Origin of the sequence: Bradyrhizobium sp. BR 10261, assembly GCF_019455395.1 — a bacterium.
GTDB lineage: Bacteria > Pseudomonadota > Alphaproteobacteria > Rhizobiales > Xanthobacteraceae > Bradyrhizobium > Bradyrhizobium manausense.
In genome coordinates, this window is record NZ_JACOFQ010000006.1 from 199,376 (window position 1) to 223,600 (window position 24,225).

The 24,225-nt window shown below is 61.6% G+C and carries 19 protein-coding genes and 1 tRNA gene; 9 read left to right on the forward strand and 11 right to left on the reverse strand.

Annotation, left to right across the window (positions count from 1 at the left end; genetic code table 11):
* Position 1: 1 nt before the first annotated feature.
* From HYH07_RS09135 to HYH07_RS09150, 4 genes are all read right to left on the reverse strand, one after another.
* A complete protein-coding gene (locus tag HYH07_RS09135; protein ID WP_220002184.1) occupies positions 2–958 on the reverse strand; it encodes a respiratory chain complex I subunit 1 family protein in 957 nt (318 codons plus the stop codon).
* Complete coding sequence (hyfB, locus tag HYH07_RS09140) at positions 955–2,955, reverse strand: hydrogenase 4 subunit B (RefSeq protein ID WP_220002185.1); 2,001 nt, start codon at positions 2,953–2,955, stop codon at positions 955–957. The genes HYH07_RS09135 and hyfB overlap by 4 nt, the downstream gene beginning before the upstream one ends.
* A 40-nt stretch (positions 2,956–2,995) precedes the next feature.
* A complete protein-coding gene (locus HYH07_RS09145; RefSeq protein ID WP_220002265.1) occupies positions 2,996–3,265 on the reverse strand; it encodes a helix-turn-helix transcriptional regulator in 270 nt (89 codons plus the stop codon).
* A gap of 168 nt (positions 3,266–3,433) precedes the next feature.
* Positions 3,434–3,967, reverse strand: coding sequence for a MarR family winged helix-turn-helix transcriptional regulator (locus HYH07_RS09150; RefSeq protein ID WP_220002186.1), 534 nt, complete (start codon positions 3,965–3,967; stop codon positions 3,434–3,436).
* Positions 3,968–4,144: 177 nt separating this feature from the next.
* On the opposite strand from HYH07_RS09150, the gene HYH07_RS09155 reads away from it, so the two are divergent.
* Genes HYH07_RS09155 through HYH07_RS09165 form a run of 3 tightly spaced genes read left to right on the forward strand, consistent with a single transcriptional unit; the run spans position 4,145 to position 7,690 of the window.
* Positions 4,145–5,185, forward strand: coding sequence for a branched-chain amino acid ABC transporter permease (locus tag HYH07_RS09155; RefSeq protein WP_220002187.1), 1,041 nt, complete (start codon positions 4,145–4,147; stop codon positions 5,183–5,185).
* Between the two features lie 7 nt (positions 5,186–5,192).
* A complete protein-coding gene (locus HYH07_RS09160) occupies positions 5,193–6,962 on the forward strand; it encodes an ABC transporter permease subunit (RefSeq protein ID WP_083514877.1) in 1,770 nt (589 codons plus the stop codon).
* Positions 6,959–7,690 (forward strand): ABC transporter ATP-binding protein, encoded by a 732-nt coding sequence (locus tag HYH07_RS09165; protein ID WP_220002188.1) that lies wholly within the window; start codon positions 6,959–6,961, stop codon positions 7,688–7,690. Before HYH07_RS09160 ends, HYH07_RS09165 begins: the two co-directional genes overlap by 4 nt.
* 59 nt (positions 7,691–7,749) lie before the next feature.
* Here the strand turns inward: HYH07_RS09165 and HYH07_RS09170 are convergent, their stop codons facing one another.
* Positions 7,750–8,289 (reverse strand): disulfide bond formation protein B, encoded by a 540-nt coding sequence (locus HYH07_RS09170; RefSeq protein ID WP_220002189.1) that lies wholly within the window; start codon positions 8,287–8,289, stop codon positions 7,750–7,752.
* Between the two features lie 161 nt (positions 8,290–8,450).
* Here HYH07_RS09170 and HYH07_RS09175 point away from each other — a divergent pair.
* The 5 genes from HYH07_RS09175 (at position 8,451) to HYH07_RS09195 (ending at position 13,608) form a co-directional block, all read left to right on the forward strand.
* A tRNA-Leu gene (locus tag HYH07_RS09175) sits at positions 8,451–8,535 on the forward strand.
* Positions 8,536–9,144: 609 nt separating this feature from the next.
* Complete coding sequence (locus tag HYH07_RS09180) at positions 9,145–10,164, forward strand: substrate-binding domain-containing protein (protein ID WP_220002190.1); 1,020 nt, start codon at positions 9,145–9,147, stop codon at positions 10,162–10,164.
* Between the two features lie 38 nt (positions 10,165–10,202).
* On the forward strand, positions 10,203–11,678 hold the full coding sequence (locus HYH07_RS09185; RefSeq protein WP_220002191.1) for a sugar ABC transporter ATP-binding protein: 1,476 nt from the start codon (positions 10,203–10,205) through the stop codon (positions 11,676–11,678).
* Positions 11,679–11,713: 35 nt separating this feature from the next.
* Complete coding sequence (locus HYH07_RS09190) at positions 11,714–12,661, forward strand: ABC transporter permease (RefSeq protein ID WP_228749347.1); 948 nt, start codon at positions 11,714–11,716, stop codon at positions 12,659–12,661.
* Positions 12,661–13,608 (forward strand): ABC transporter permease, encoded by a 948-nt coding sequence (locus tag HYH07_RS09195; RefSeq protein WP_220002266.1) that lies wholly within the window; start codon positions 12,661–12,663, stop codon positions 13,606–13,608. The genes HYH07_RS09190 and HYH07_RS09195 overlap by 1 nt, the downstream gene beginning before the upstream one ends.
* 98 nt (positions 13,609–13,706) lie before the next feature.
* Here the strand turns inward: HYH07_RS09195 and HYH07_RS09200 are convergent, their stop codons facing one another.
* From HYH07_RS09200 to HYH07_RS36795, 5 genes are all read right to left on the reverse strand, one after another.
* Positions 13,707–14,279, reverse strand: coding sequence for an EAL domain-containing protein (locus tag HYH07_RS09200; RefSeq protein ID WP_228749326.1), 573 nt, complete (start codon positions 14,277–14,279; stop codon positions 13,707–13,709).
* A 20-nt stretch (positions 14,280–14,299) separates the two neighbouring features.
* A complete protein-coding gene (locus HYH07_RS09205; RefSeq protein ID WP_220002193.1) occupies positions 14,300–15,397 on the reverse strand; it encodes a hypothetical protein in 1,098 nt (365 codons plus the stop codon).
* A gap of 797 nt (positions 15,398–16,194) precedes the next feature.
* A complete protein-coding gene (locus HYH07_RS09210) occupies positions 16,195–17,427 on the reverse strand; it encodes an MFS transporter (RefSeq protein ID WP_220002194.1) in 1,233 nt (410 codons plus the stop codon).
* Between the two features lie 62 nt (positions 17,428–17,489).
* Positions 17,490–18,041, reverse strand: a complete 552-nt coding sequence (locus tag HYH07_RS09215; RefSeq protein WP_220002195.1) for a hypothetical protein — start codon at positions 18,039–18,041, stop codon at positions 17,490–17,492.
* Positions 18,042–18,061: 20 nt separating this feature from the next.
* On the reverse strand, positions 18,062–18,919 hold the full coding sequence (locus HYH07_RS36795; RefSeq protein ID WP_220002196.1) for a sulfatase-like hydrolase/transferase: 858 nt from the start codon (positions 18,917–18,919) through the stop codon (positions 18,062–18,064).
* 413 nt (positions 18,920–19,332) lie between these two features.
* Between HYH07_RS36795 and HYH07_RS09225 the strand changes: the two genes are divergently transcribed.
* Complete coding sequence (locus HYH07_RS09225; RefSeq protein ID WP_220002197.1) at positions 19,333–20,469, forward strand: hypothetical protein; 1,137 nt, start codon at positions 19,333–19,335, stop codon at positions 20,467–20,469.
* Between the two features lie 411 nt (positions 20,470–20,880).
* On the opposite strand, the gene HYH07_RS09230 is transcribed toward HYH07_RS09225, so the two are convergent.
* Positions 20,881–23,979 (reverse strand): EAL domain-containing protein, encoded by a 3,099-nt coding sequence (locus tag HYH07_RS09230; protein ID WP_220002198.1) that lies wholly within the window; start codon positions 23,977–23,979, stop codon positions 20,881–20,883.
* Between the last annotated feature and the right edge of the window lie 246 nt (positions 23,980–24,225).

Consider the following 24,225-nt stretch of genomic DNA (forward strand, 5'->3'; position numbering starts at 1 on the left):
GTCAGAGGCTCCCCGACACGAAGCGCAACAGGGTGGCGAGCAATGCCAGCATCAGCGCCGCGCCCAGAAACTCGGGAATCCGGAACACGCGCATCTTGGCGATTGCGGTTTCGAACAGGGCGAGCAGGAAGCCAAGGACCGTCAGCTTGCCGAGATAGAGCAGCGCGCCGAAGACGAACCTGACAACGCTCGCGTCCGCAGTCGCCATCCCCCACGGCAGGAACACGCAGGCGATCAGCGATACGTAGAGAAGGAGCTTGAGCTGCGACGACAGATCGACCAGCGCGAGATGTCGCCCCGAATACTCCAGCACCATGGCCTCGTGCACCATGGTGAGCTCGAGATGAGTGGCGGGGTTGTCGACGGGGATACGGGCATTTTCCGCCAGCGCCACGATGGTCAATGCCACGAATGCCATGCCAAGCGACACGCGCAGGCCGACAGCGTCCGAGCCCATGAACTCGGCCACGTTGGCGAGCTGAGTCGAGCCGGCGATCATCGCAACCGAGAACACCGTGATCAGCATCGCGGGCTCGGCGAGGGAGGCGATCATGACCTCGCGGCTTGAGCCGATGCCGCCGAAGGCGGTGCCGACATCCATGCCGGCGAGCGCCTGGAAGAAACGGGCGCTGCCGAGCAGCGCGATGATGGCGATGAGGTCGGCGGTCCAGGAGAACAGGAACCCGTTGCCGAAAGTCGGCACCAGCGAGGCCGCGACCCAGGTTCCTGCGAACATCAGATAGGGAATGACGCGGAACAGCCAGGATGCATTGTCCGCGAGCACGACGTCCTTGCGCATCAGGCGAATGAGGTCGCGATAGGGCTGCAGCAGCGGCGGCCCGCGCCGGCGCAGCAGCCGCGCCTTGACCTTGCGTACGAACCCGGTCAGCAGCGGCGCCAGTCCCAGCACCAGCAGCATCTGGGCGCCCTGGGAGAGGATGTCGCGCAGCGCATTCATAGCACCACCACCAACAGCAGCACGATCAGCGCCACGAAGACCAGCGTCAGGTAGCGGCGGATGGTGAGAAACTGCAGGATATTGATGCGGTCCGTCGCAAAAGAGACGACCTTCGCGATCGGCGCGTACAGCGCATCCCAGATCAAATCGCGCAGCTCGACCTGAAGCCGCGCAGGGCGCGGCGAGGACGGCGGCGGCATCTCGCCGATCTCGCGCGCGGCAAAGATGACGCTGCCGAACACGCGGCGGATCGGCTGCGAGAAGCTGGAGGCCGAGTACTGGATCGCCGGGTTCGGATCGGGATAGCCGCAATCCCAGGCCGGTGCGCGGCGCAAGCGGTCGGAGGCCAGACGGTGAATGGCCGACGCCGCCGCCGTGCCGGAGAGTGCCGCGAACACGAACACCAGAAGGCCGTTATAGGAGCTGCGGCTTTCCGCGATCGGCACGATGGTGAGCCACTGCAATCCGACCTGATGCGGCATGACGTTGCCGACCATGGCCTTGCTCACCGGCGCCAGCGCATCGATGAGCAGCCCGGGCAGGATGCCGGCAATGAGGCAGAGGGCCGCGAGCAGCAGCATCGCGGTCAGCGAGAAGCGGTCGGTCTCATGCGCTGACGCCGCGACATCCGAACGCGGCCGGCCGAGAAAGCTGATGCCATAAAGCTTGACGAAGCAGGCCGCGGCAAAGGCGGCCGCGAGCGCCAGCAGACCGCCGACCCCCGGAATCACCAGCTTGAGGCCCCAGGAGGGCAGTTGCGGTGAGAGCAAAATCGCCTGGAAGGTCAGCCATTCCGAAACGAAGCCGTTGAACGGCGGCAGCGCCGAGATCGCGACGCAGCCGATCAGCACCGCGAACGCCGTCTTCGGCATGCGATGGATCAGCCCGCCGAGCTTCTCCATGTCGCGCTCGCCGGTTGCTCCCAGCACCGCGCCGGCGCCGAAGAACAACAGGCTTTTGAACAGCGCATGATTGAAGACGTGCAGCATGGCCGCCGTGAAGGCGAGCGCCGCCACCCAGTCGAGCCCTTGCGCCTTGAAAGCCAGTGCCAGCCCGAGGCCGGTGAAGATGATGCCGATATTCTCGATCGTCGAATAGGCGAGCACGCGCTTGATATCGCGCTGCATCAGCGCATAGAGCACGCCCAGCGTCGCCGTCGGACCGCCGACCAGCAGCACCACCATGCTCCACCACCACACCGGTTCGGGCAGAAGGTCAAACACAATGCGCACGAAGCCGTAGACGGCGACCTTGGTCATGACGCCGCTCATGAGGCCGGAGACATGGCTGGGTGCAGCGGGATGGGCGAGCGGCAGCCAGGCGTGCAGCGGCACCAGGCCGGCCTTGGAGCCGGCGCCCAGCAGCACGAGGATCACCGCCATGCCGGTCAACGCAGCGGAAGGATGCGAAGCCCGGATCGCATCGAAATCGTAGCCGGCGCCGCTCGCCAGCAGGCCGAAGGCGAGCAGCAGCGCCAGCGTGCCGAAACTCGCCATCAGAAGATAGACGTAGCCGGCGCGGACATTCTCGGCTTCCCGATGATGCGACACCACCAGCGCCCAGGAGGTCAGCGACATGAATTCCCAGGCGACCAGGAAGCTGAAGGCATCGTTCGCCAGCACGACGACGTTCATCGTGGCGAGATAGGCTGGATAGAACGGCAGCACGCGGCCGGGGGAATCCTCGTGCTTGGAGTAACCGAGTGCGAACAGACTTGCGGCGGCGCCGCCGAGATTGACGATGACGAGGAAGAAGGCAGACAACGCGTCGAGCCGAACATGGGCACCGAGCCAGGGCAGTCCGATCGGCAGCGTCGCGCTCAACACCGGATGGCTGGGATCGAGCAAATGAAGGAGCGCGGTGGCGCAGAGCGTCGCCGTGATGACGAGGCAGGCGCCATAGAGCACGACCGAGCCGCGCGGACGCATCGACAGCGCGATTGCAGCCGGCGTCAGCGCCAGCAGAACCGCCACTGACCATAGCGCCACCGCGATCATGGCCGCTCCCGGATCATGATCTGCGCGCGCGTCGTCATCGCTATTGGCTGCCCGCGCTCGGAGGTGGGGACTTCAGCCGCACGCCGCGCCCTCCGGCGCTCGACGCCGCACCATCGGCGATCAGCTCGATGCCCGCCACCGACAGGGCCTCGACAAGCTTCATAAGGGAATCGACATTGCCGCGGATCACCCCTTCGGAGGCCTCCATGCGCTGGATCGTCGGCAGCGACAGCGAGCTGCGCTGCGCAAGTTCGCGCTGGTCGATCCCGAGCAAGGCTCGGGCGGCTCGAAGCTGCGCGGCGGTGATCACGGGCAGGATCTCCGTGGCAATCAGGGTGATTGATTTGCCAAGCTTAAGGTATACAAAGTGATGTTTCAAGCATCATTTTGTATTTGCAGCGCATCAATCCGAGGACATCCTGCGGCGTAGGGAATCAGGGCCCCGCGCCAGGTCGCAGCCTAGACATGATTGTCCGCCTTAAAACTCGTTCGCGATCTTCGACAGCATCCCGAGCAGGGCTTCGCGGTTGGCTTGCCCAAGCAGCTCGTTCAGCCGCGACTCGTGCTTGGTGGCGACGAGCTTCTTGGCACGGGTCAGCACGGCCTTGCCCTTGTCGGTCAAGACAAGGATGTGCGAGCGGCGGTCGTTGGTGGAGCGGATCCGGGCGCAGAGGTCGCGGCTCTCGAGATTGTCGAGCAGCGCGACGAAGTTCGGCCGGAGGATGCCGAGGGTGGAGGCGATCTCGGTCTGGTTACGGCCCGGATTCTTCTCGACCAGCAGCAGCACCGAGAATTGCGCCGGCGTCAGCTGGAGCGAGGCCATGCAGCGCAGGAAGTTCTCGAATACCTTGAGCTGCGCCCGCTTCAGCACGTAGCCGAGCTGCTCGGAGAGCTCGCCGAGCTGGAGGGCTTCGGCAAGACCCTGGCTTTGCCCCTCCGGCGCCTCCTTGCGGCCCTTGGTCGCCTCCGACGCCTTTTCGGCGGACTTTTCAGCGGTTTTGGAAACGGTCATCGCCTCGTGCTCGTAATCCCGTTAAATTCGGGACGGGTCGTCCCCCACCCTTGAAGTTATATTTGATAATTGTTATGGATCATATCAAATATCGTCAGCGTATTTCAATGGCTGTGTGAGGACCATCCACCGCAATTGCGGAGATCGGTCCTCGATCTTGAGGGGGAGCGTCCGGTCTTGAACACCACTATCATGCTGTTCCTGCTGCAGGACGGCATCACCAATGGCGCGATCTATGCGCTGCTCGGCCTGGCGCTGGTGCTGGTGTTCGCCGTCACCCGCGTCATTCTCATTCCCCAGGGCGAATTCGTCACCTATGGCGCGCTGACCTATGCCTCGCTGGCTTCGGGCCAGATGCCGGGCACCGCCAAGCTGGCGCTGGCGATGGGCATCGTGGCCTGCGCCTTCGACCTGTTCGTGGCCCGCAAGACGCTGCATGGCCGGCTGATCCTGCGCAGCGTCCTCGCCAATGTGGTGCTGCCGGCCATCGTGCTGGCACTGACGATCAGCTTGGCGGCGCAGAAGCCGCCGGTCGCGGTCTGCATCGCGCTGTCGCTGGTGATCGTCGCCATGATCGGCCTCTATCTCTACCGCATCGCATTCCAGCCGCTGGCGCACACCTCGGTGCTGGTGCTGCTGATAGCATCCGTGGGAGTCCACCTCGCGCTCCAGGGATTGGGCCTGTTGTTCTTCGGCGCCGAGGGCCAGCGCGGACCGGCCGTGCTGTCAGGCGCCTTCACCGCGGGCGCGCTGCGCTTCACCGGCCAGAGCCTCACGGTCTACGGCATCACCATCGCCTTCATCGTCGGTCTCTGGCTGTTCTTTGGGCTAACGCTCTACGGCAAGGCGCTGCGCGCCACCGCCGTCAACCGCCTGGGGGCGCGGCTCGCCGGCATCCGCACCACGCTGTCGGGGCAGATCGCTTTCCTGCTGGCCTCCGTCATCGGCGCGCTCTCGGGCATCATGATCGTGCCGATCACGACGCTCTATTATGACAGCGGCTTCCTGATCGGCCTGAAGGGCTTTGTCGCCGCAATCATCGGCGGCCTCGTCAGCTATCCGCTGACGGCGGTCGCGGCCCTGTTCGTCGGCATCGTCGAGGCGTTCTCGTCCTTCTATGCCTCCAACTACAAGGAGGTGATCGTGTTCATGCTCCTGATCCCGGTGCTGCTGCTGCGCTCGCTCGCCGCGCCCGCGGTCGAGGAAGAGAAGGACTGAGGCCAAGATGCAGAGCCGGCTTCCCATTCTCGTCTTCGCAGGTGTCATGGCGGCGATCCCGTTCATCCCGGGCATGCCACCGTTCTGGATCGTGCTGCTCGACAATATCGGCCTTGCCGCGCTGGTCGCGATGGGCCTCGTGCTGCTCACCGGCGTCGGCGGCCTGACCTCTTTTGGTCAAGCAGCCTTTGTCGGCTTCGGCGCCTACACCACGGCGCTGCTGACGACCGCGTACGGCCTCTCGCCCTGGCTGACCTTGCCGCTGTCGCTGCTGGTCAGCGGCCTGCTGGCGGTGCTGCTCGGCCTCGTCACGGTCCGCCTCTCCGGCCATTATCTGCCGCTCGGCACGCTGGCCTGGGGCCTCGGCCTGTTCTACCTGTTCAGCAAGCTGGAATTCCTCGGGCGCAACGACGGCATCTCGGCGATCCCGCCGCTGTCGATCGGCTCATTCAAGATGCTCTCGCCGGGCTCGATCTATTTTGCGATCTGGGTCGCGGTGATCCTCTCGGCTCTGCTGACGATGAACCTCCTGGACTCGCGCACCGGCCGCGCCATCCGCGCACTCCGCCGCGGCCATGTCGCAGCCGAAGCTTTTGGCGTGCACACGCCGCGGGCCAAGCTCCTGGTCTTCATCCACGCCGCCGTGCTTGCGGGCCTGTCCGGCTGGCTCTACGCCCATCTGCAGCGCGCGGTGAACCCGACGCCGTTCGGGGCGCAGGCCGGCATCGAATATCTCTTCATCGCCGTGGTCGGCGGCGCCGGCTATGTCTGGGGCGGCGTGCTGGGCGCGGCGATCGTCGTGATCCTGAAAGAGGTGCTGCAGAGCTATCTGCCGCTGATCCTGCCCGGCTCCGGCCAGGTCGAGACCATCGTGTTCGGCATCATGCTGGTGGCGCTGCTTCAGCTTGCCCCCGGCGGCGTCTGGCCCTGGCTGGTGTCGTTCCTGCCTGAACGCGCCGGCGGCAAGAAGCCCGATACCTCGCTGAAGCTGGAGCAGCGCAGCCGCGCGTCAGGCGAAGCGGGCGTCCTGCTCCAGGTCGAAAAAGCGCGAAAACAGTTCGGCGGCGTGGTCGCGGTCAACAACGTGTCCTTCGACGTCCAGGCCCGCGAGATCGTCGCGCTGATCGGACCCAACGGCGCGGGCAAGAGCACCACCTTCAACCTGATCACCGGCGTGCTGTCGGCGACATCGGGCTCGATCTCGGTGCTCGGCAGGAAGGTCGATCGCGCGCCGCCGCAGGAGATCGTCAAGCTCGGCATCAGCAGGACGTTTCAGCACGTCAAGCTGGTGCCCGACATGACCGTGCTGGAGAACGTTGCCATTGGCGCGCATCTGCGCGGCCATTCGGGACCGCTCGCTTCGATGCTGCGCCTCGACCGCGCCGATGAAGCAAAGCTGCTGGCGGAAGCCGCCCGCCAGATCGAGCGTGTTGGGCTTGCCGAGCAGATGCACCAGCTCGCAGGCTCGCTGTCGCTGGGACAGCAGCGTATCGTCGAGATCGCGCGTGCGCTGTGCGTCGACCCGATGCTGCTGCTGCTCGACGAGCCGGCCGCGGGCCTGCGCCACATGGAGAAGCAGCAGCTCGCCAAGCTGCTGCGCGAGTTGCGCGATGGCGGCATGTCCGTCCTTTTGGTCGAGCATGACATGGGCTTTGTGATGAACCTGGCCGACCGTATCGTGGTGCTCGACTTCGGCACCAAGATCGCCGAAGGCACGCCGGCCACGATCAAGACCAATCCCGAAGTGATCAAGGCCTATCTCGGAGTGGCGGCATGAGCGCGCTGTTGTCAGTCACCGACGCGCATGTCGCCTACGGCAAGGTCGAAGCCGTGCGCTCGGTCTCGCTTGAGGTCGGCACGAACGAGATCGTCACCATCGTCGGCGCCAACGGCGCCGGCAAGACCACGCTGCTGTCGGCGACCATGGGCATCCTGCCGCTGAAGGGCCGCGTCACCTTTGCAGGGCAGGACCTCGCCCGGCTCGACATCGAGGATCGCGTCGCGATGGGCCTCGGCCTCGTGCCGGAGCACCGCGAATTGTTCGTCACCATGAATGTCGAGGACAATCTCGAGCTTGGCGCCTTCCGCATCGAGAAGAGCCGGGCGAAGGCCTCGATCGAACGGATCTACACGCTGTTTCCGCGCCTGAAGGAGCGCCGCAAGCAGCTCGCCGGCACCTTGTCCGGCGGCGAGCAGCAGATGCTGGCGATGGGGCGCGCGCTGATGGGCGAGCCGAAACTGCTGATGCTGGATGAGCCGAGCCTTGGCCTTGCGCCGATCATCGTCGCAGACATTTTCCGCATCGTCACCGAGCTCAAGGCCAGCGGCGTCTCCGTGCTGCTGGTCGAGCAGAACGCGCAGGCCGCGCTCAAGATCGCCGACCATGCCTATGTGATGGAGCTCGGCGAGTTCGTGCTCAGCGGCAAGGCCAGCGACATCGCTGCGAACGAGCGGGTGGCGGCGAGCTATCTCGGCTTCCAGCACGAAGGCGCAAGCGTGATCTAACTACAAAGCGTTTTCGAGCGAAGTGGATACCGGTTCGCGTTAAGAAAACGCGTCAAATGTTATCGCCTCGCGGTCCGCACAAAGCCCCAGGCGGCGATCGCGGCCAACAGCAGCGAGATCAGCACGTTGTAGCCGGCGAGCGAGAGGCCGAGGAAGCGCCACTGCACCTCGTCGCAGCGCACCACCTTGACGGTGTCGAGCCGAGACAACAGATCGCCGGCACTGCCGAGATTGACGACCGGGCCGGAGCAATCGGTCGGGCCCTTCCAGAACCCCCATTCGACGCCGGAATGGTAGGTGCCGAGGCCGGCATTGGCGAGCGTTGCCAGCACGAGAATCGCGAGCCCCGCCAGCAGCAGCGGCCGCGGCGCCCCGCTCCGTGCCGCAAACGCCGTGAGCGCGCCGAGCGGGATCGCGAGATAATAGGCATAGCGCTGCTCGAGGCAGAGCGGACAGGGCAGGATCTCCAGAACCAGCTGGAAGAACCAGGCCCCCGCGATCGTCGCCGTCGCGATCAGGGTGACGGCCAGCGAGGCGGTCAGCGCATGGCCCCCGACTGCGGGGCGAAACGCTGATATTGCTTCACTCTGGGTCGTCACGGCGGCCTCTCCAGCTGGGGGCTTGGTCTTAAAGCCTCTAACCCCGGCCCATCCCCCTGTCGAGAACGATGGGGATCACTTTGGCGCGGGTTGACCCCGCCTTTCCCATGGCTATAGTCCGCCGGCTTCGCGACGCTCTCCTCTGGAGGGGCCGACCGAGGGCCCCTGTGGCGGAACTGGTAGACGCGCTCGACTCAAAATCGAGTTCCGCAAGGAGTGCTGGTTCGATTCCGGCCAGGGGCACCAGCTTCGCGCGACCAGATCCGTTTGGGTTGGCGGCCGCATCGTTGTTGCGGACCATCCGCTCGATTCCGTCGTTCGGAATAGCGAAATTCGCTGCGATCACTTTATTTTCCCGATGCCGGCAAAAATACCAGCAAATTGGCCGAGGCGCGCAGGCCCGGGTTGCCTATCATCAGCCTGAGTTAATGTCGGCCAACTCACCCGAAGCAAAGTCATAATGGTCGACGCTTGTGCATCTCGTCCGGAAGCGGATTGATTTCGCGGCTTTGCAACGCGTTGCGCTTCGCCGCCGGAGTTCGCGTGCATATGCCGTGACGAAGAGATCGTCTGTGCGTCCGGCTCTGCCTTTCCGAAGGCACCTGCCGAGCCGGGAGGTTTCGTCCGGACCCAGGCCTTCAGGGAGCGAGGACATCGGCCGGCAGGGTGGCCACCGATTCAGGGCAGCCTCAAAATGGTTGCCGCACTGCGGGGGGACTTACCGTTTGACGGAGGATCGGCGAAAATGAGACTAACAGGGAAGCGCCACCTCGGGCGGGACTTGCTTTTCCGCCAACGTTTCGTGTGCAGTCTCTCGTCTTCGAGAATATCAAACAATGAATTGGGAGAGAAACCATGAAGCCTGCTATTCGACTCGCGGCCATGTCAGCTATCGGCAGCGCGATCCTCGCCGGATCGGCCCTGGCCGATACCAGCGGCAAGAAGATCGCGTTCTCCAACAACTACGCCGGCAATTCCTGGCGCCAGGCGATGCTCAAGAGCTATGACATCGTCACGAAGAAGGCAGTGGCCGACAAGGTCGTCGCCGCGGCGGACGTGTTCACCACCGCCGACAAGGAAGTGCCGACCCAGGCCGCGCAGATCCAGAACCTGATCCTGCAGGGCTACGACGCGATCGTCATCAACGCGTCTTCGCCGGACGCGCTCAACGGCGCCATCAAGCAGGCCTGCGACGCCGGCATCGTCGTCGTGTCCTTCGATGGTATCGTCAGCGAGCCCTGCGCCTACCGTGTCGTTGTGGATTTCAAGGACATGGGCAAGCAGGAAGTGGCGCAGATGGCCAAGTTCCAGCCCAAGGGCGGAAACCTCCTGGAAATCCGTGGCCTCGCCGGCACCTCCATTGACGAAGCCATCCACAACGGCATCCTGGAGGGGGTCAAGGATCATCCGGAGTTCAAGATCGTCGGTTCGGTGACCGGCGACTGGGACCAGACCACGGCGCAAAAGGCGGTTGCGACCGTACTGCCTTCACTGCCCGAGGTCGTCGGCGTGGTCGACCAGGGCGGCGACGGCTACGGAGCCGCGCAAGCTTTCGCGGCGGCTGGCAAGCCGCGGCCGACCATCATCATGGGCAACCGGCAGGACGAACTTGAATGGTGGAAGGAGCAGAAGGCCAAGGACGGTTACACGACATGGTCCGCCTCGATCGCGCCGGGCGTATCGACATTGGCATTCTGGGTCGCCCAGCAGGTGCTGGATGGCAAGAAGGTTCCACACGATCTTCTGGTGCCCTATCTCGCCTTCACTCAGGCCGACTTCGAAGCCGAACTGCCTAAAATCCCGAAGGGCAGTGTCGCGAGCCACGAATACACCCAGCAGGACGCCATCGATGCGATCAAAGCCAACATGAAGTGATGGGGCCATGGCTGACGGCCGCTCGGCGCAGGCAGTGAATGACCCTCGGAGCATCTGATATCGTCAGACTGGACGGCGTCGAAAAGCGTTTCGGCGCCGTCCGTGCGCTTGATAGCGTCGATCTGACAGTCCAGAGGGGCGAGTGCCTCAGCCTGGTCGGACACAATGGCGCCGGCAAATCCACGCTGATGCATATCCTGGCGGGGACGGTCGCGGCGGATCGCGGGCGCGTGGTCATTGGCGGCGCCGAGCAGAAGGCCTATGCGCCGGCGCGGGCCAAGCATCTCGGCATCCGCTGCGTCTTTCAGGAGCTGTCGCTCTGCCCCAACCTGACGGTGGCCGAGAACACGCGGGTGTTTCATCCGGTGCTCACCGGCCTGAACTGGCGTCGCAAGGCCGGCGCACTGATCACAAGCAAGCTCGACGAGATCTTCCCCGGTCACGGCGTCGGCCCCTCCGACCTGATTCAGGATCTTCCAATTGCGCGCCGTCAGATGGTCGAGGTGGCGCGGGCCTTCACTGCGACCGATGAGCCCGTGCGTCTCGTCATTCTGGACGAGCCGACCTCCTCGCTCGATAGTCACACTGCCGGGCAGTTGCTCGCCTTCATGCGGCGGGCCGTCGCCAATGGCATCAGCTGCATCTTCATCTCGCACCTGCTCGGCGAGGTCCTGCAAAACAGCGACCGTATCGTGGTGATGCGTGACGGGCGGACCATCGCTGCCGATCGCGCCGAGGCGTTCGACCGCAACCGGCTGGTCACCACCATGGGCGGCACGGAAGCGCCGACGACCGAGGCGAACGCCGGCGACCATTTGGCACGAGGGAAGACGCCCCTGCATGTTCGCGCGCGCCCGCGGCAGCAGGGCGGATCCACAGACCTGGTCGCCCACGAGGGAGAGATCATCGGCCTTGCCGGGCTTGCCGGCCACGGGCAGACCGATCTGCTGCTGGCGATCTTCGCGGCTGCGACGAGCCCGCGCCCGGACGTCGCGGTCAACGCAACGGTTGCCTTGGTGGCCGGCGATCGCCAAGCCGACGGCATTTTCCCGTTATGGTCGATCGCGGAAAACATCGGCATATGCTCATTGCGCAAGCTGCGCCAGGGAGTCTTGATTTCGCGCCGGCGGGAAGACACGCTGGCCAATTTCTGGCGCGACAGGATCAAGATCCGCACTCCCGACATCCACAACAACATTCTGTCACTGTCAGGCGGCAACCAGCAGAAGGCGCTGTTTGCGCGCGCGCTTGGGTCGGAGGCGCGCATTGTATTGATGGACGACCCGATGCGCGGCGTCGATGTCGGCACCAAGCTCGAAGTTTATGATCTCATCCGCGAGGAGGCGCGCGGCGGGCGGACCTTCATCTGGTACACGACGGAGACCGACGAATTGAAGAAGTGCGACCATGTCTACGTGTTCCGCAACGGCGCTATCGTCGCCGACCTCGCCCGCGATGAGCTGACCGAGGAAAAGGTGATCCAGTCCTCCTTCATCGGGACCGACCCGAGATGACGGCCAAGTCGACTGTCGCGGCCCGGCCAGCATTCATGCCGTTCGGCAAGACGGATTCACCGCGGCTGCTGCGCGCGTTGCTGCCGGCCCTGTCGCTGGCGCTGGTGCTGCTTGCCATCGCCTGGCTGAACCAGCGCGCGATCAGCTATTTCGGCTTCACTCTCATGCTCAATCTGGCGATCCCGATCGCGCTGGCGACGGTCGCGCAGATGTTCATCATTACCGGCAACGACCTCGACCTCTCGATCGGTGCTTTCGTGGGTTTCGTCGGCTGCGTCACGGCGACCTGGCTGCGCGACACCCCTATCTTGGGAATCCTCACGCTGCTCGGCTGCGTCGGCGCATATGCGGCGCTCGGTGCGCTGATTCATTGGCGCAACCTGCCTTCGATCGTGGTGACTCTCGGCATGAATTTCGTTTGGCAAGGCCTCGCCGTGCTTCTGCTGCCTAAACCCGGCGGTCGGGCGCCGGACTGGCTGTTGGCGTCGATGAGCGTCAAGCCGCCACTGGTTCCGTTTCCGGTGCTGGCCGCGCTGATCATCGCTGCGGTCAGCTATTTCGGCCTGATGCGAACATCCTATGGAGCTATCCTGCGCGGCTCTGGTGGCAACGCCACCGCGATCGGTCGCGCCGGCTGGTCGCTGCTGAAGGCCAAGATCGTGCTATATGCGTGCGCCGGCCTGTTCGGCGTGCTGTCGGGGCTCTCATTGATCGGCATCACGACGTCCGGCGACGCCAACATCGGCAACGGCTACACCCTGCTCTCGATCGCGGGCGTCATCCTGGGCGGCGGCGAATTCGTCGGCGGACGTGTCTCCCCGATCGGTGCCGTGATCGGCGCGCTGACGCTGGCGCTGGCGGCTTCCCCGCTTCTCACCTTCATGCATCTTCCGCCGGACTGGCAGGTCGCCGCCAACGGGGCCATTCTGATCGTGGTGCTCGCCGCGCGCGCGTTGATCAGCCGCAGGGAGGTCGAACAATGATGGCGGCGCGGCGTTGGCTGTTCGCGAGTCCCTGGATGTGGTCCTATCTCGGCGCGGCCCTGGTGTGGATCGCGGCGATTATCTTCACTCGCGGCTATGGCGCCGGTGGCATGCTTATCGCCGCGCTGTCGCTTGCGGTGTTCACCGTGGTGGTCGGCATCGGGCAGATGTTCGTCATCACGCTCGGTCCCGGCAACGTCGATCTGTCGTTGCCGGCCAATATCGGGCTTTCCAGCGCGGTGGCGATGACCGTGATGGCCGGCGATGACCGTCTGGTCGCCATCGGCCTCGCCGCCGCACTCGGCTGCGGGCTCGCCATCGGCATCGTCAACTATCTCCTGATCCGCGCTCTAAGCATCCCACCGATCATCGCGACGCTTTCGGCGAGCTTCATTATCCAATCGATCGACATCAGCTACGGGCGCGGTCTGCAAATCAAGCCACCGCCGGGCTTTGCCGATTTCACCAACATCCAGATCCTCGGCATTCCCTTGCTCGCCATTCTCACGGCGGTCTTCACCGTCGCCGCCGGCATTGTTTTGCAGCGCACCGTTTATGGACGATCGGTGCTGGCGATCGGCCAGAACATTCGGGCGGCAAGGCTTGCGGGAATCCGGGTCGGATGGGTGCGCTTTGCTACCTACGCGCTGTCGGGCACGCTTGGCGGTCTCGACGGGGCATTGCTGGCCGGCTATTTCCGGGGCGCGAACGTCGATATCGGCAATGAATATCTGCTCGCCTCTGTCGCGGTGGTCGTGATCGGAGGCACCTCGGTTGCCGGCGGCAAAGCCAATGTCGCGGGGCTATGGGGCGCGGCGCTCTTCCTCGTCCTGCTCCTGACCATGTTGAACACTTTTGGAGTCAGCGCCGGCGTCCGGCTCCTGGTGACCGGCTTCGTCATCGTCGCCGTCATCTCGGCCGCCGGTGGAGAGAAAAAGCGGGACTAGGGTCAGCCACGATCGGAAAGGTCCCGACCTGGTCCTGCGCAGCTGCGTTGGCCCCTTGATTCACGACCGATTGTTACGAGCCAGGCAGCAAACGACCTTCACTCGGCAGCGGCTGCGCGACGATGCGCTTGACTTGAGGCGTCGCTCATTCGCTTCGTCGGTAGAAGGCTCCGCGGCCGACCAATGAGATATCCCTGCATCTCGTCGCAGCCTTCCTGGACCAGGAGAGCCATCTGAGCGCTCGTCTCGATTCCTTCCGCGAGAACCGGAACTCCGAGCCCATGGGCAAGGCCGATCACAGCCCGCACGATCGCGAGCGAACGCTCGCTCTGGCCGAGCGAGGCGACGAAGGACCTGTCGATCTTGATCCGGTCCAGCGGAAACGCTTCGAGATAGGACAGCGAAGAATATCCTGTGCCGAAATCGTCCAGCGCCATCAGGACACCGAGTGCCTTGAGCGCCTCCATCGTTCGCTTGGCTCGAGGAACATCTTCGATCAGGACGCCTTCGGTGATTTCCAGTTCCAGGCGAGCCGCCGAAAGCCCGCTCTGCCGCAGCGCCTGGCGGACCTGCCGATCGATGTTTTCGCGGCGGAACTGAGCGGCCGAGACGTTGATGGTCGCACCGGGCTCTCGTGACGACGGCCCAAAACTTCTACTTGCGAAGACCATGCCTACGCTCTCGACGTCGACTATCCTTCTGTGCGGTGAGCTCCTACAGCATCAACCAAAGATTTTGCCAGCGTTCTGTCCGCGTAGTGCCCCGCAATCGAGTACCATGGCAGAGCGATCACACGCTCTACTAACCGCTTCGGCACTTGCTTTTCCGAGAAACCGAGGGCTGCGGCCGGGAAGGCCGGATCCTTCTGCAGACTTGCACCGAGAAGAATGCCCGTTCTGAACTCCAGCGGTATCGGACGTATCTCGGGCGGGATAGATGTTGCAGCGGACAGATTGGGAACGATCACCATACCTATGGTGACTTGCCTTGTTATGTCGGCGCCTATTAGGGCGGTCATCTCTCTCGGTGAAAGCGAATACTTGACAATCCCGCCCCGCTGCGTGCTCTCAAGCATATCTAGTGCCAAAGGATGCCCCGGGAACATCGCAAGCGACCCAGCACTTATCTGACTTTGTATGGGTGTCCCTAGGCCGCTGACACCGCCATCTGTCTCAACGAGCACAGCGCGGTCATTGCAGCAAAAATTGCCTCCCAACTCATGAAGCAGATGCAACATAAGCGAGGTCTTCCCCGCGCCATTTGCCCCAATGATTACCGCGCCAGAGTCAAAGATGGGCGCTACACCGCCATGGACGCGCAGGCCATCGACCAAACGGGAAACAAGGTACTCCCTTATGAAGCGCTTGGCCCACTTTGTAGCCGCTTCGGAGCGAGATTCGCTAAACATGGAAATCGCGCTCTTTTGCACCAAGACGAGGAGATCGTCGCGAAGAGAGACTAGAAACTCATCGCCGGCTCTTATTATCGGCACGGTCTTGCCAAAGAACCACTTATGCTCCTCGCCCGAATTCTCCACTGTCTGAACAATACTCTTGAAGCCGGGCACCCGGGCCTCATTCACAAATCGGATGGCATAGTTCGATTTGTCGACATGCTCGTTCTCCACGTGAAAGTAGGGGGTAACATAAGAGAAAATGTCTTTCGCAGCCGCGCGGCAATTCGACTCTAAGTGGAGAGAGCTGCCCATCCACGAGATCTTTGAACAAACAAGGTGACCTGTCGTTAGAAGCGATTCAGCTTCGTTAAGCGCCTGAAAGATCCGTTGCACTCTTGCCCTCCGTGCGGACATGTTCCAGGTGACAATCAAGTATGAACGACCGTGCTCGCTCAGCCATCACCTTTGGGTGGGCATTGCTCAGCCATAGAATTCTTGTTCTATCCAGCTCCTCAAATTCTCGCATAACTTCCCGATAGCTCTCACACAGGCAAAACAAGAAGTCTCGATGTTCGTGTCGCCATCGAAGAGACTCTGCTCCTTCATTTGCGCGCTTCTTGAGGCGAACATCCAGCTCCGCTGGGGGAACGAGAAGCACAATTGCAGTTTTGGGCCATGCCGTCTCTTGGAACAGTGACTGTATGCTTTGCTCAAGCTCGCACGCGTGCGAATTCGAAATCCACCGCAGCTTCGAATACGCGCGTATGTAGGAAAGGGTATCAAGGACACATCGATCCCCGATTCGCGGGGTTTGTGGGTCGCCGCCGCAAACTGCGCGGTGGATTAAGAGTTCAGTGAAATAGACTGCAGCACGGACGAACGCCCGCTCGAATGGGCCGACGTCCTGCACCGGGAAAGGTAAACGGGAGAGCTGCGCTATGACACCGTCGGCGGTGACATTACGAACAAGTGTAGTTTTCCCGGCACCATGAGGACCACATACATAGACAGGATCTAACATGGGCTCCGTCGCTTGTGCCTACTGGGTACGCCATAACTCGCCCTGGGCATCGAAACCGCGCCAAAATCGCTAAGAGTGCCTGGTGGGCGAGATTCCTGCGCATCGACACCATCAGTTTTGGCAGCCACTGGCCGCCCCGTCATTTGACCAACCTTGTCTGCGGCCGGCGTTAACCGGGCGTGACCTTGCTGGCAGTTCGGACGTCGTTCGCCATTCTGAAGATAAAAACGGATGCCACCACAACCGCGAGGACGCCTGCACCGACAATCAACGTTCTCGACAGTCCGATAAGGAATGCTAACGGTCCCCATATTGCTGCTCCGAGTGCACTGCCGCCGTAGGTGCACAAGAAGTAGAAGGACAGAGCTCTCGCTCGTTGGCTTACTGCTAAGCCCTGGAGCGCAGCAGCGTTCATCCGTAGCATGATGATGAAGAAGGAGCAGCCTGCCAAACCGGCAAAGGGGATCCATAGAATCCAATGGCTCGCGGTCGCCAAGGAAAGTGCGTAAGCGATGAAAAGGGCTCCGAACAACGGAATTTCGCTCTGCCCCAAAGTACCCTTGAGCTTGTCTTGGGCTAGTGCGCCGACGATGGCCCCAAGTCCAAAGCACGAGGATATGTAGCCCAAGACCTCCGGCCGATCTGGATAGGTCGATTTCACGAGCACGGGGAGGAGAGCCAAGATCGAACTCATGGAGAAAATCGCGAGGCCAGCCATGCAAATGACGTGGAGGAAGCGGCCACTCAGAATTCTCGATCCTTCCGGAGATTTGACTTGCTTGTCTCGCATCCTCCAAGGCGACGAGTCCATGAACACTATACAACCGATCGATAACATACAGGAGGCGAACGCTACCAAGGTTACGCTGACATAAAGTGACTGCGCTATGAGAAATCCGGCAAGGACGGGGCCCACCAACCGTCCGACGTTGACGCATACACCATGCAATGAAAGCACGTTTTCTGTCTGTGAGTCAGGGAACCGAGAAATAATGGTCGCCTGGTACGCCGGCCCCCGCACGGCAATGCCAAGATTCCAGAAAAAGATGCCCGTTAGTGCTACGACGGCTAACGATTGGAAAAAGAAGCTTAGTCCAATTACGGCGGCACCTATCGCAAGCAATATCTGCCCACAGAGGTGGGTTAGCTTCAAGGAATATCGATCCGCAAGCCAGCCCGAAGGTATCGTGAAAATTGCGAAGGGCAGGTTAGTGGTGAAAGAGACAAGCGGAGCAAGTATGACGCCCGAAGGGTGTCCTGCGATGAACCAAGCAACGATGAGCGTCTGGGTCTGCGTCGAAAGCTGCATGAGGAGCGTCGCTGACCAGTACACACAGAAGACCCGATCCATGACGAGCAGTTCGAACTGCGAACTTTTCCCAGAACTGGTCTGCTGCTGCACGTGATGGACTCCCCTTTCGGCAGACCATAGCCGGAGAGATACACTCCCGGCAAAGAGTCGGGCTAGAGGTCAACAGTTGCGGCAATCGAAATGCCGCAATCACGCAGCGCCTCAATCTTCTCCCGCTTCGTAGATAGCAGCACGACCTGTCCGATATTCAGGTATTTGAGGATCTCGCCGAATTGTCGAAAGTCGCGATGGTCCAGTTCGATCCCGAGGCGCTGGCAGGCGACGGCACTCGTTTCGCCTGTTTCCTTCCGCCTGCGATATACCTCGAGCTTACTCAGCAAACCACGCCCCCGCCCATCGTGTTGTCCAGTGTGGACAATCAGACCATTACCCCTCTCAAATATGTACTTCATCGCGCTGACAAGTTGCGGCCGACAATCGCATTCGCTGTCGCCCACGACCGTCCCCAGCTCGCAGCCCGACTGGATACGAAATGGCACCGGTGCGACGAGGCCCGTGTAAATAAGCAGATGGGTGTACACGGCGTTGCCATATTGGGCCTGGAGCGCGCCAACCTGAAAGTTTCCAATCTCGTTTTCGATCGTCACTCCCATAACTTGCTTCTCGACAGAGAACGACGGTGGATTTGCCGAAGCGCTGCCCATCTGGTGCACTCCCACCTGAATCATCTTAGGAGGCCCATGAGCAGCGGAACCTCGGTTACCTTTTGATGAGGGAAGCCGTGCCCCCAAAGATCGTCTTCCCCGAAGCACTCTCCGTGGTCTCCGGCAACGACTACGAATATTGGCCGAGGCAGATCCGCGATGAGCGCGCCCACCTTTCTATCGACGCTCTCGACAGCCGCGATCTGTGCGCGCTTCAGGACAGCGAACTCATCGCGGTCAACGATCATGCGTTGTGAAGCACTGGCTTTGCAGCCCCAAATGCCCTGGTACTTATCGATCACATTCCAAACGCGGCTCGAGCACGAATTGCCGTCATAGTCGTACGGAACATGCGTCTCTGGACAGTTGATGAACAGAAAGAACCTCTCGCCCTGAACGGCCTCCGCTAGATCCTTAGAGTGCGCAAGGGGAAATTCGCAAGCCTTCCGCGGGTGAAATACGGAGTCGGTCTCTCCGTAGTATCGAAAATCGCCGAACGGATGTCTAAGTGTCTCATGTCGAAACCAGCGAACCCCACCGCTCCCAATTACCTTGTAGCCTTTCCGAGCGTATTCCTCGGGCACCGTCGGCGCTTGAATTGTGAGTCCTACGGTATCAAGAGGACGAGGCCGGCCGGAAGCCAGACGCCACAGTTGACGGACTTCCGGCGTATAAAACTGCTCATAAGGAGGCTCGTTCACTGAAGGCAGGTACCCCATGAAAAAACTCATATGCGCGGGCAACGTGTACGTCCCATGGGTACCGGCTCGACGAACCTTCCCTAGCTTGTCGAAGGTTGGTGTTCGAGCCTCAAGGAACGTGTCAAAACGACAAGAATCCAACGTTAGAAATAGAACATTCATTCCGTCTATGTTCATCGCGGCAGTCCTGACAGGAGGGTTTCACCAGAGAGCGTTCGCTTGCCGTCACCAACTTCAACCTGAGCCCTTCGATACGCCTTCAGTTCCCGGCGCAGTGCTGCAGGCGCGATAGTCTCTCCTGCTTCCGTTCGCGTCGAATGCGATCAGCTTGCCCCCTTAGAAACCTCGCAACCGGCAAAGGCACGGAGTCGAAGTCGACCAGGATCAGAGCAATACAGTTATCGTCTTGCGTATTTAACCCGCCGGCCGTTGACGCAGGCATCATTCACCGTGACTTCAATCAGACGTTTCTGCTCGTCGTTCCAAAAGCAGGTAACACAGCGATTTCACGTTTTCAATGTAAAGTTGTAATATTGCTTTCATCAAACCAAGGGCGCTAAGATTGTTTCTCGAAATAACGAGGATCGCTGATGACCCCCAGGTCTATTCATGAGGCCACTACCCTTGCTTCGCCTGTCCACAACGATGAAAGTTGGCACAAGCAAGATGGATCGATTTTTATTCTCAATGGTCGATACCAGCTACCCATCGATGAGCTGCTTCGCGACCTGTACCTCGCGGCAGATGATCTCGTGGTGGTCGGCGGGTCTCTTATTGACGGCTATGGGAATGCGTTTTCAGACGTTGACGTCTACGTCGTTACAGAGAGGCGTCCAGCAATTGAACGTGTGGAATGGCGCCGTCATGACTGGATGTGGAGTTCCAGCGGCGACATAAGCGAGAAGCGATCAGGCGTTCTTCATGAGACTTTTGACTACGTTGCAGACACTCGCCTTGCTATCAATGTTGAGTACATAGAACGAGCGGAGGCGCAAGCTCGTTTTGAACACGCCTGCGCCCGATATCTGGACGCCCTGACTCACACCCAACCCCTGAGCTTGTTGAGCTACAGGGAGTCGCATTTCCTTCATCGCCTTTTGTCCGGCGTTCCCATAAGAAATGGGTCGCTCATGGAGGCTATCGTAGGAAAGTTTGACACCGCCAAACTTTGTTACTTGGGATATCGGACATTCGTCGGTAACTATCCGGCATTCCGAGACGTATGTGGAGCGTGCGTTGCAGGTAACTGGGAAAATGCCGCGTTGCTTGCGCGCTCCTATCTTAGCGGCCAAATGATGGCGCTCACTTTCCTTGGCGGACAATCCAACCCGAACATAAAATGGGTGTTATCCAAGGCAAGGGGCATGCCGCCTGACTACAAAGGCATTGTCGCCGAGTACGAACGCGTTCTGCTGGAGCCCATCCGGACCGCTGACGAGCAGGCCAAGATCGTTTGGGAGAGTTTGGATCTCATCGACAGAATTCTGATGGCCTCGCACCGGTTGCTGGATCTCAATCCAGCCTTTTTGTCGACGCATCAGGCCTTGCGACTGCTTCGTGAGGAGCGACAACGGCATCACGCGCACCCTGATATTGAAGGTTACTTCTCTTTGTGGGAGAAGCTGTATGCTGAAACGCCCGACAAGATCGCCGAAATGGTTCGCCAATCAATAGCCACGGTTGTCGAGGCGCGCACGGCGATCAAACTTGGGACCCGCCGAGTTTGAGAACGAGGCACCTCCCCACGTGCGCAATGACATCAGACAATGTCGTCCGCAGCCGACTCGGCGCGCGACAAGAAACCGCGCTTTGGCTGGCCATCGCCGGCATTCTTGCAGCCGCTATTGGGTTTTCCCGGAATCCAACCCCGCTTGCGCAAGCGCTCGCTGCAATTTTCATTGCCTGCGCACTGGTCCTCGCCGCCTTTGCCTATGGTGCGCAAGCAGGGTATTCACTTCTCACGCACGCACCTCTGCCGCGCCGCCGACCGAAATTCGACGGCGACACGTGGAGCCCCGCAAAGTGTTTCTGCAATGGCGCTATCGTCGCCGACCTCGCTCGCGATGAGCTGCTCCTGCGAAGCTGCGTTGGCCCCGTGATTCACGGCCGATTGTTACGAGCCAAGCAGCAAACGACCTTCACTCCGCAGCGGCTGCGCGACGATGCGCTTGACTTGAAGTATCCCTCATTTGCTTCGTCGGCCGAAGGCTCCTCGGCCGACCGATGAGATATCCCTGCATCTCGTCGCAGCCTTCCTGCACCAGGAGAGCCATCTGAGCGGTCGTCTCGATTCCTTCCGCGAGAACCGGGACTCCGAGCCCATGGGCAAGGCCGATCACAGCTCGCACGATCGCGAGCGAACGCTCGCTCTGGCCGAGCGAGGCGACGAAGGACCTGTCGATCTTGATCCGGTCCAGCGGAAACGCTTCGAGATAGGACAGCGAAGAATATCCTGTGCCGAAATCGTCCAGCGCCATCAGGACACCGAGTGCCTTGAGCGCCTCCATCGTTCGCTTGGCTCGAGGAACATCTTCGATCAGGACGCCTTCGGTGATTTCCAGTTCCAGGCGAGCCGCCGAAAGCCCGCTCTGCCGCAGCGCCTGGCGGACCTGCCGATCGAGGTTTTCGCGGCGGAACTGAGCGGCCGAGACGTTGACCGCGACCCGTAGCGGCTGATCCCAGGAAGCCGCTTCCAGACAAGCCTCCGTCAGGACCCAGTCGTCAATTTGCGCGATCGCGCCGCTCTGTTCGGCGATCGGAATGAAGTCTCCAGGCGGAATGACGCCGCGCAGGGGATGCCGCCAGCGAACCAGCGCCTCGTAGCCCAGCACCGCGCCGTTGCGGTCCTGCTGCGGCTGATACTCCAGGTATAGCTCCCCCCGCTCGACAGCGCCTCGCAGATCGTGCTCCAGCGCACGGCGATTCCGCAGCTGTTGGTCCATGGCGCTGGTGAACAGGCGAATGGCACCCCTGCCCTCGTGCTTGGCCCGGTAAAGCGCTGCATCCGCGTTTGCCAACAGCGCGACGGCATTGTCCGCATCTCTCGGATACAGGGCGACGCCGACACAAAGGTCTATTTTCAGCGCATGGTCATCGACCTCGATCGGCTGCTCGAACTGTTCCCGCATGCGCGTGGCGAGCAGTTCGGCGGTCGCTGGTAGCGGCAACTGATCGGCGATCCCGATGAATTCGTCACCGCCGACGCGCGCCACGTAGGCCCCTTGCGCGGCCTCCTGCAGCCGTCTTGAAGCTTCGCGCAGGACGGCGTCGCCGACGGCATGACCGAAACGGTCGTTGATCTCCTTGAAATGATCGAGGTCGATGCAAAGCACGGCGAAGGCGCCGTCGGTAATCTCCGCGCGCTCGATAACGGTGCCGAGCTGCTCGTCCAAGGCAGCCCTGTTGGGCAGCTCGGTGAGGGCGTCATGACATGCGAGATAGCTCACCCGCTCCTGTGCTCGATTTCTGTCGGTCACGTCGAAGGCCACACTGACATGAGCCGGTTGCCCATCATACAGCAGCGGCCTGGAGTCGATCACAACCTGAATCGCTTCCCCGTCGGCCGTCTTGTGCAGCTCGCAATCCCGCTTGCCATGCTCTTGATCATGAGATTCCAGGTCGTGCTCGTACATCAGCAGGAGGTCCTGGCGAGAATAGCCGTAGTGCCGGCACATCGCGCCGTTCACAGCCAGGAGGCGCCCCGTGGTCGCCTCAGCCACCCACATCGGAAGAGGATTCTCCTCGAAGAGGAGGCGGAAGGATGCCTCGCGGCGCTTCAGGTCAGTGATGTCGATCCGCACTCCAATGCTGCCGCCGTCACTGGTTCGCCTTTCCTCGACCCGGACCCAGCGGTCACCGGCCAGATGCTGCTCATGCGAGTAGTGTGGCAATGCGTGGCGGGCCAGGCGGTCGGCGAGCCACTGCTCTTTCCGCCCCGCGGCCTCCGGGTACTGCCCCGCCGCCAGGCCGGTGCGAAGAATGGCCTCGAAAGGAGACCCGACGGCAAGTGCTTCGCGGCTCGCGGCGTAGAGATCGGCATATCGACGATTCCAGAGAACCAGGCGATCGTCCTTATCGAAAACAGCAAGCCCTTCGGGGACTACATCGAGGGCTTCGGTCAGGTGGGTGTGAGCGGCGCGGGCAGCTGCTTCGGCCTGCTCGGCCGCGGCCTTGGCTTCCGTAAGAGCCCTCTCGGTGCGATGACGCTCGGTGATGTCCTCGTGGGTCGCGACCCAGCCCTTTCCCTCCATGGGGCGATGCCGGATCCGCACCATCCGGCCGTTGCTCAATTCGACGGTCGTATCGGAGCTTTCGGCGATGATCGGAGCGCTGTTGCGCCAGACGAGATAGTCCTCTTTCGCCATCTTCGGCGCGCTGCCGACCGAATAGCGGAGATCGACGATGTCGTTCAGCTTCATGCCGGGCCGGACCAGCTTCGGATCCAGATCATAGACCTCGAGATACTGCCTGTTGCAGACGATCAGGCGCTGATCATCGTCAAAGAAGCAGAGGCCTTGGGACATGTTGTTGAGCGCCCTGTCGAAGCGCTCCGCGAACGCGGTTGCAGTCTGCTCTGCGGCCCGCGCGCGATCTCCCTCCGCAGACAATCGTCCGTGGGTCTCGACCAGCTTAACGAAGGAGCGGAAATTGGTGTTGATCATCCTGGCGAGCAAAGCGAGCAGCGCCAGCAGATTGATCCCGACCGAGACCAGGACAGCATCGCCGGAGAGCAGCAGAAGCGTCGCGATCGGTGCGCCGGCAATCAACATCACCAGACGAGAGGCCGGCGGGAAGCTGCCAAGACAATAGGCGGTCCCGACGCAGCCCATGAAGAGCAGCAGAGCAACCGACGCGCGCAGGCCGGGCTCGACCGTCATGAACAGCGCCAGGATCCAGATCACAAAGCCAGAGCTGAGCACCACCGTGGCGAGGCGAACTCTCGCGAGTTCTCGGTACGACTCGGCGGCGGTCAAGTCGGCGTTCTTCAACCGGAACCACTGGGCCACCCGAACCAGGCAGGCTGCCAGGAGAACGGCCGGCAAGGCAAATCGCAGCCAGATGGACACGGTGTTCGGAAGGACCAGCCCCACACTGACACTGTTGACCAAGAGCACGGCATAAAGAACCGGTACCTGCTCGCGGAGCACGCGGAACTGCTCGACAAGCACGGAACTGCCGAGAGGATTTGTCGTGTCGCCTATAGCGAAAGAAGCACGTAAGCGCGCCAAGAAGCCCATCAACGATCGTCCTGCCCTGCCCAAGGCTAAGGGAGAGAGACGAAGGACTTGTAAATGCAGGTGGTGTTTCAGGCCTTAACGGATCACCGCTTGCGCATCAAAGGACAGGCTCGGGACATAACATATGTTAATGACAGGGAGCTCCGCAGCACAGCGATACGTCTTTCCCTGCCGACAAAATCACGGACCACGCCGAGACTATTTAAATCAAAGCTCTGCCATCGCGAAGCGATCCGGGAAAGCGCC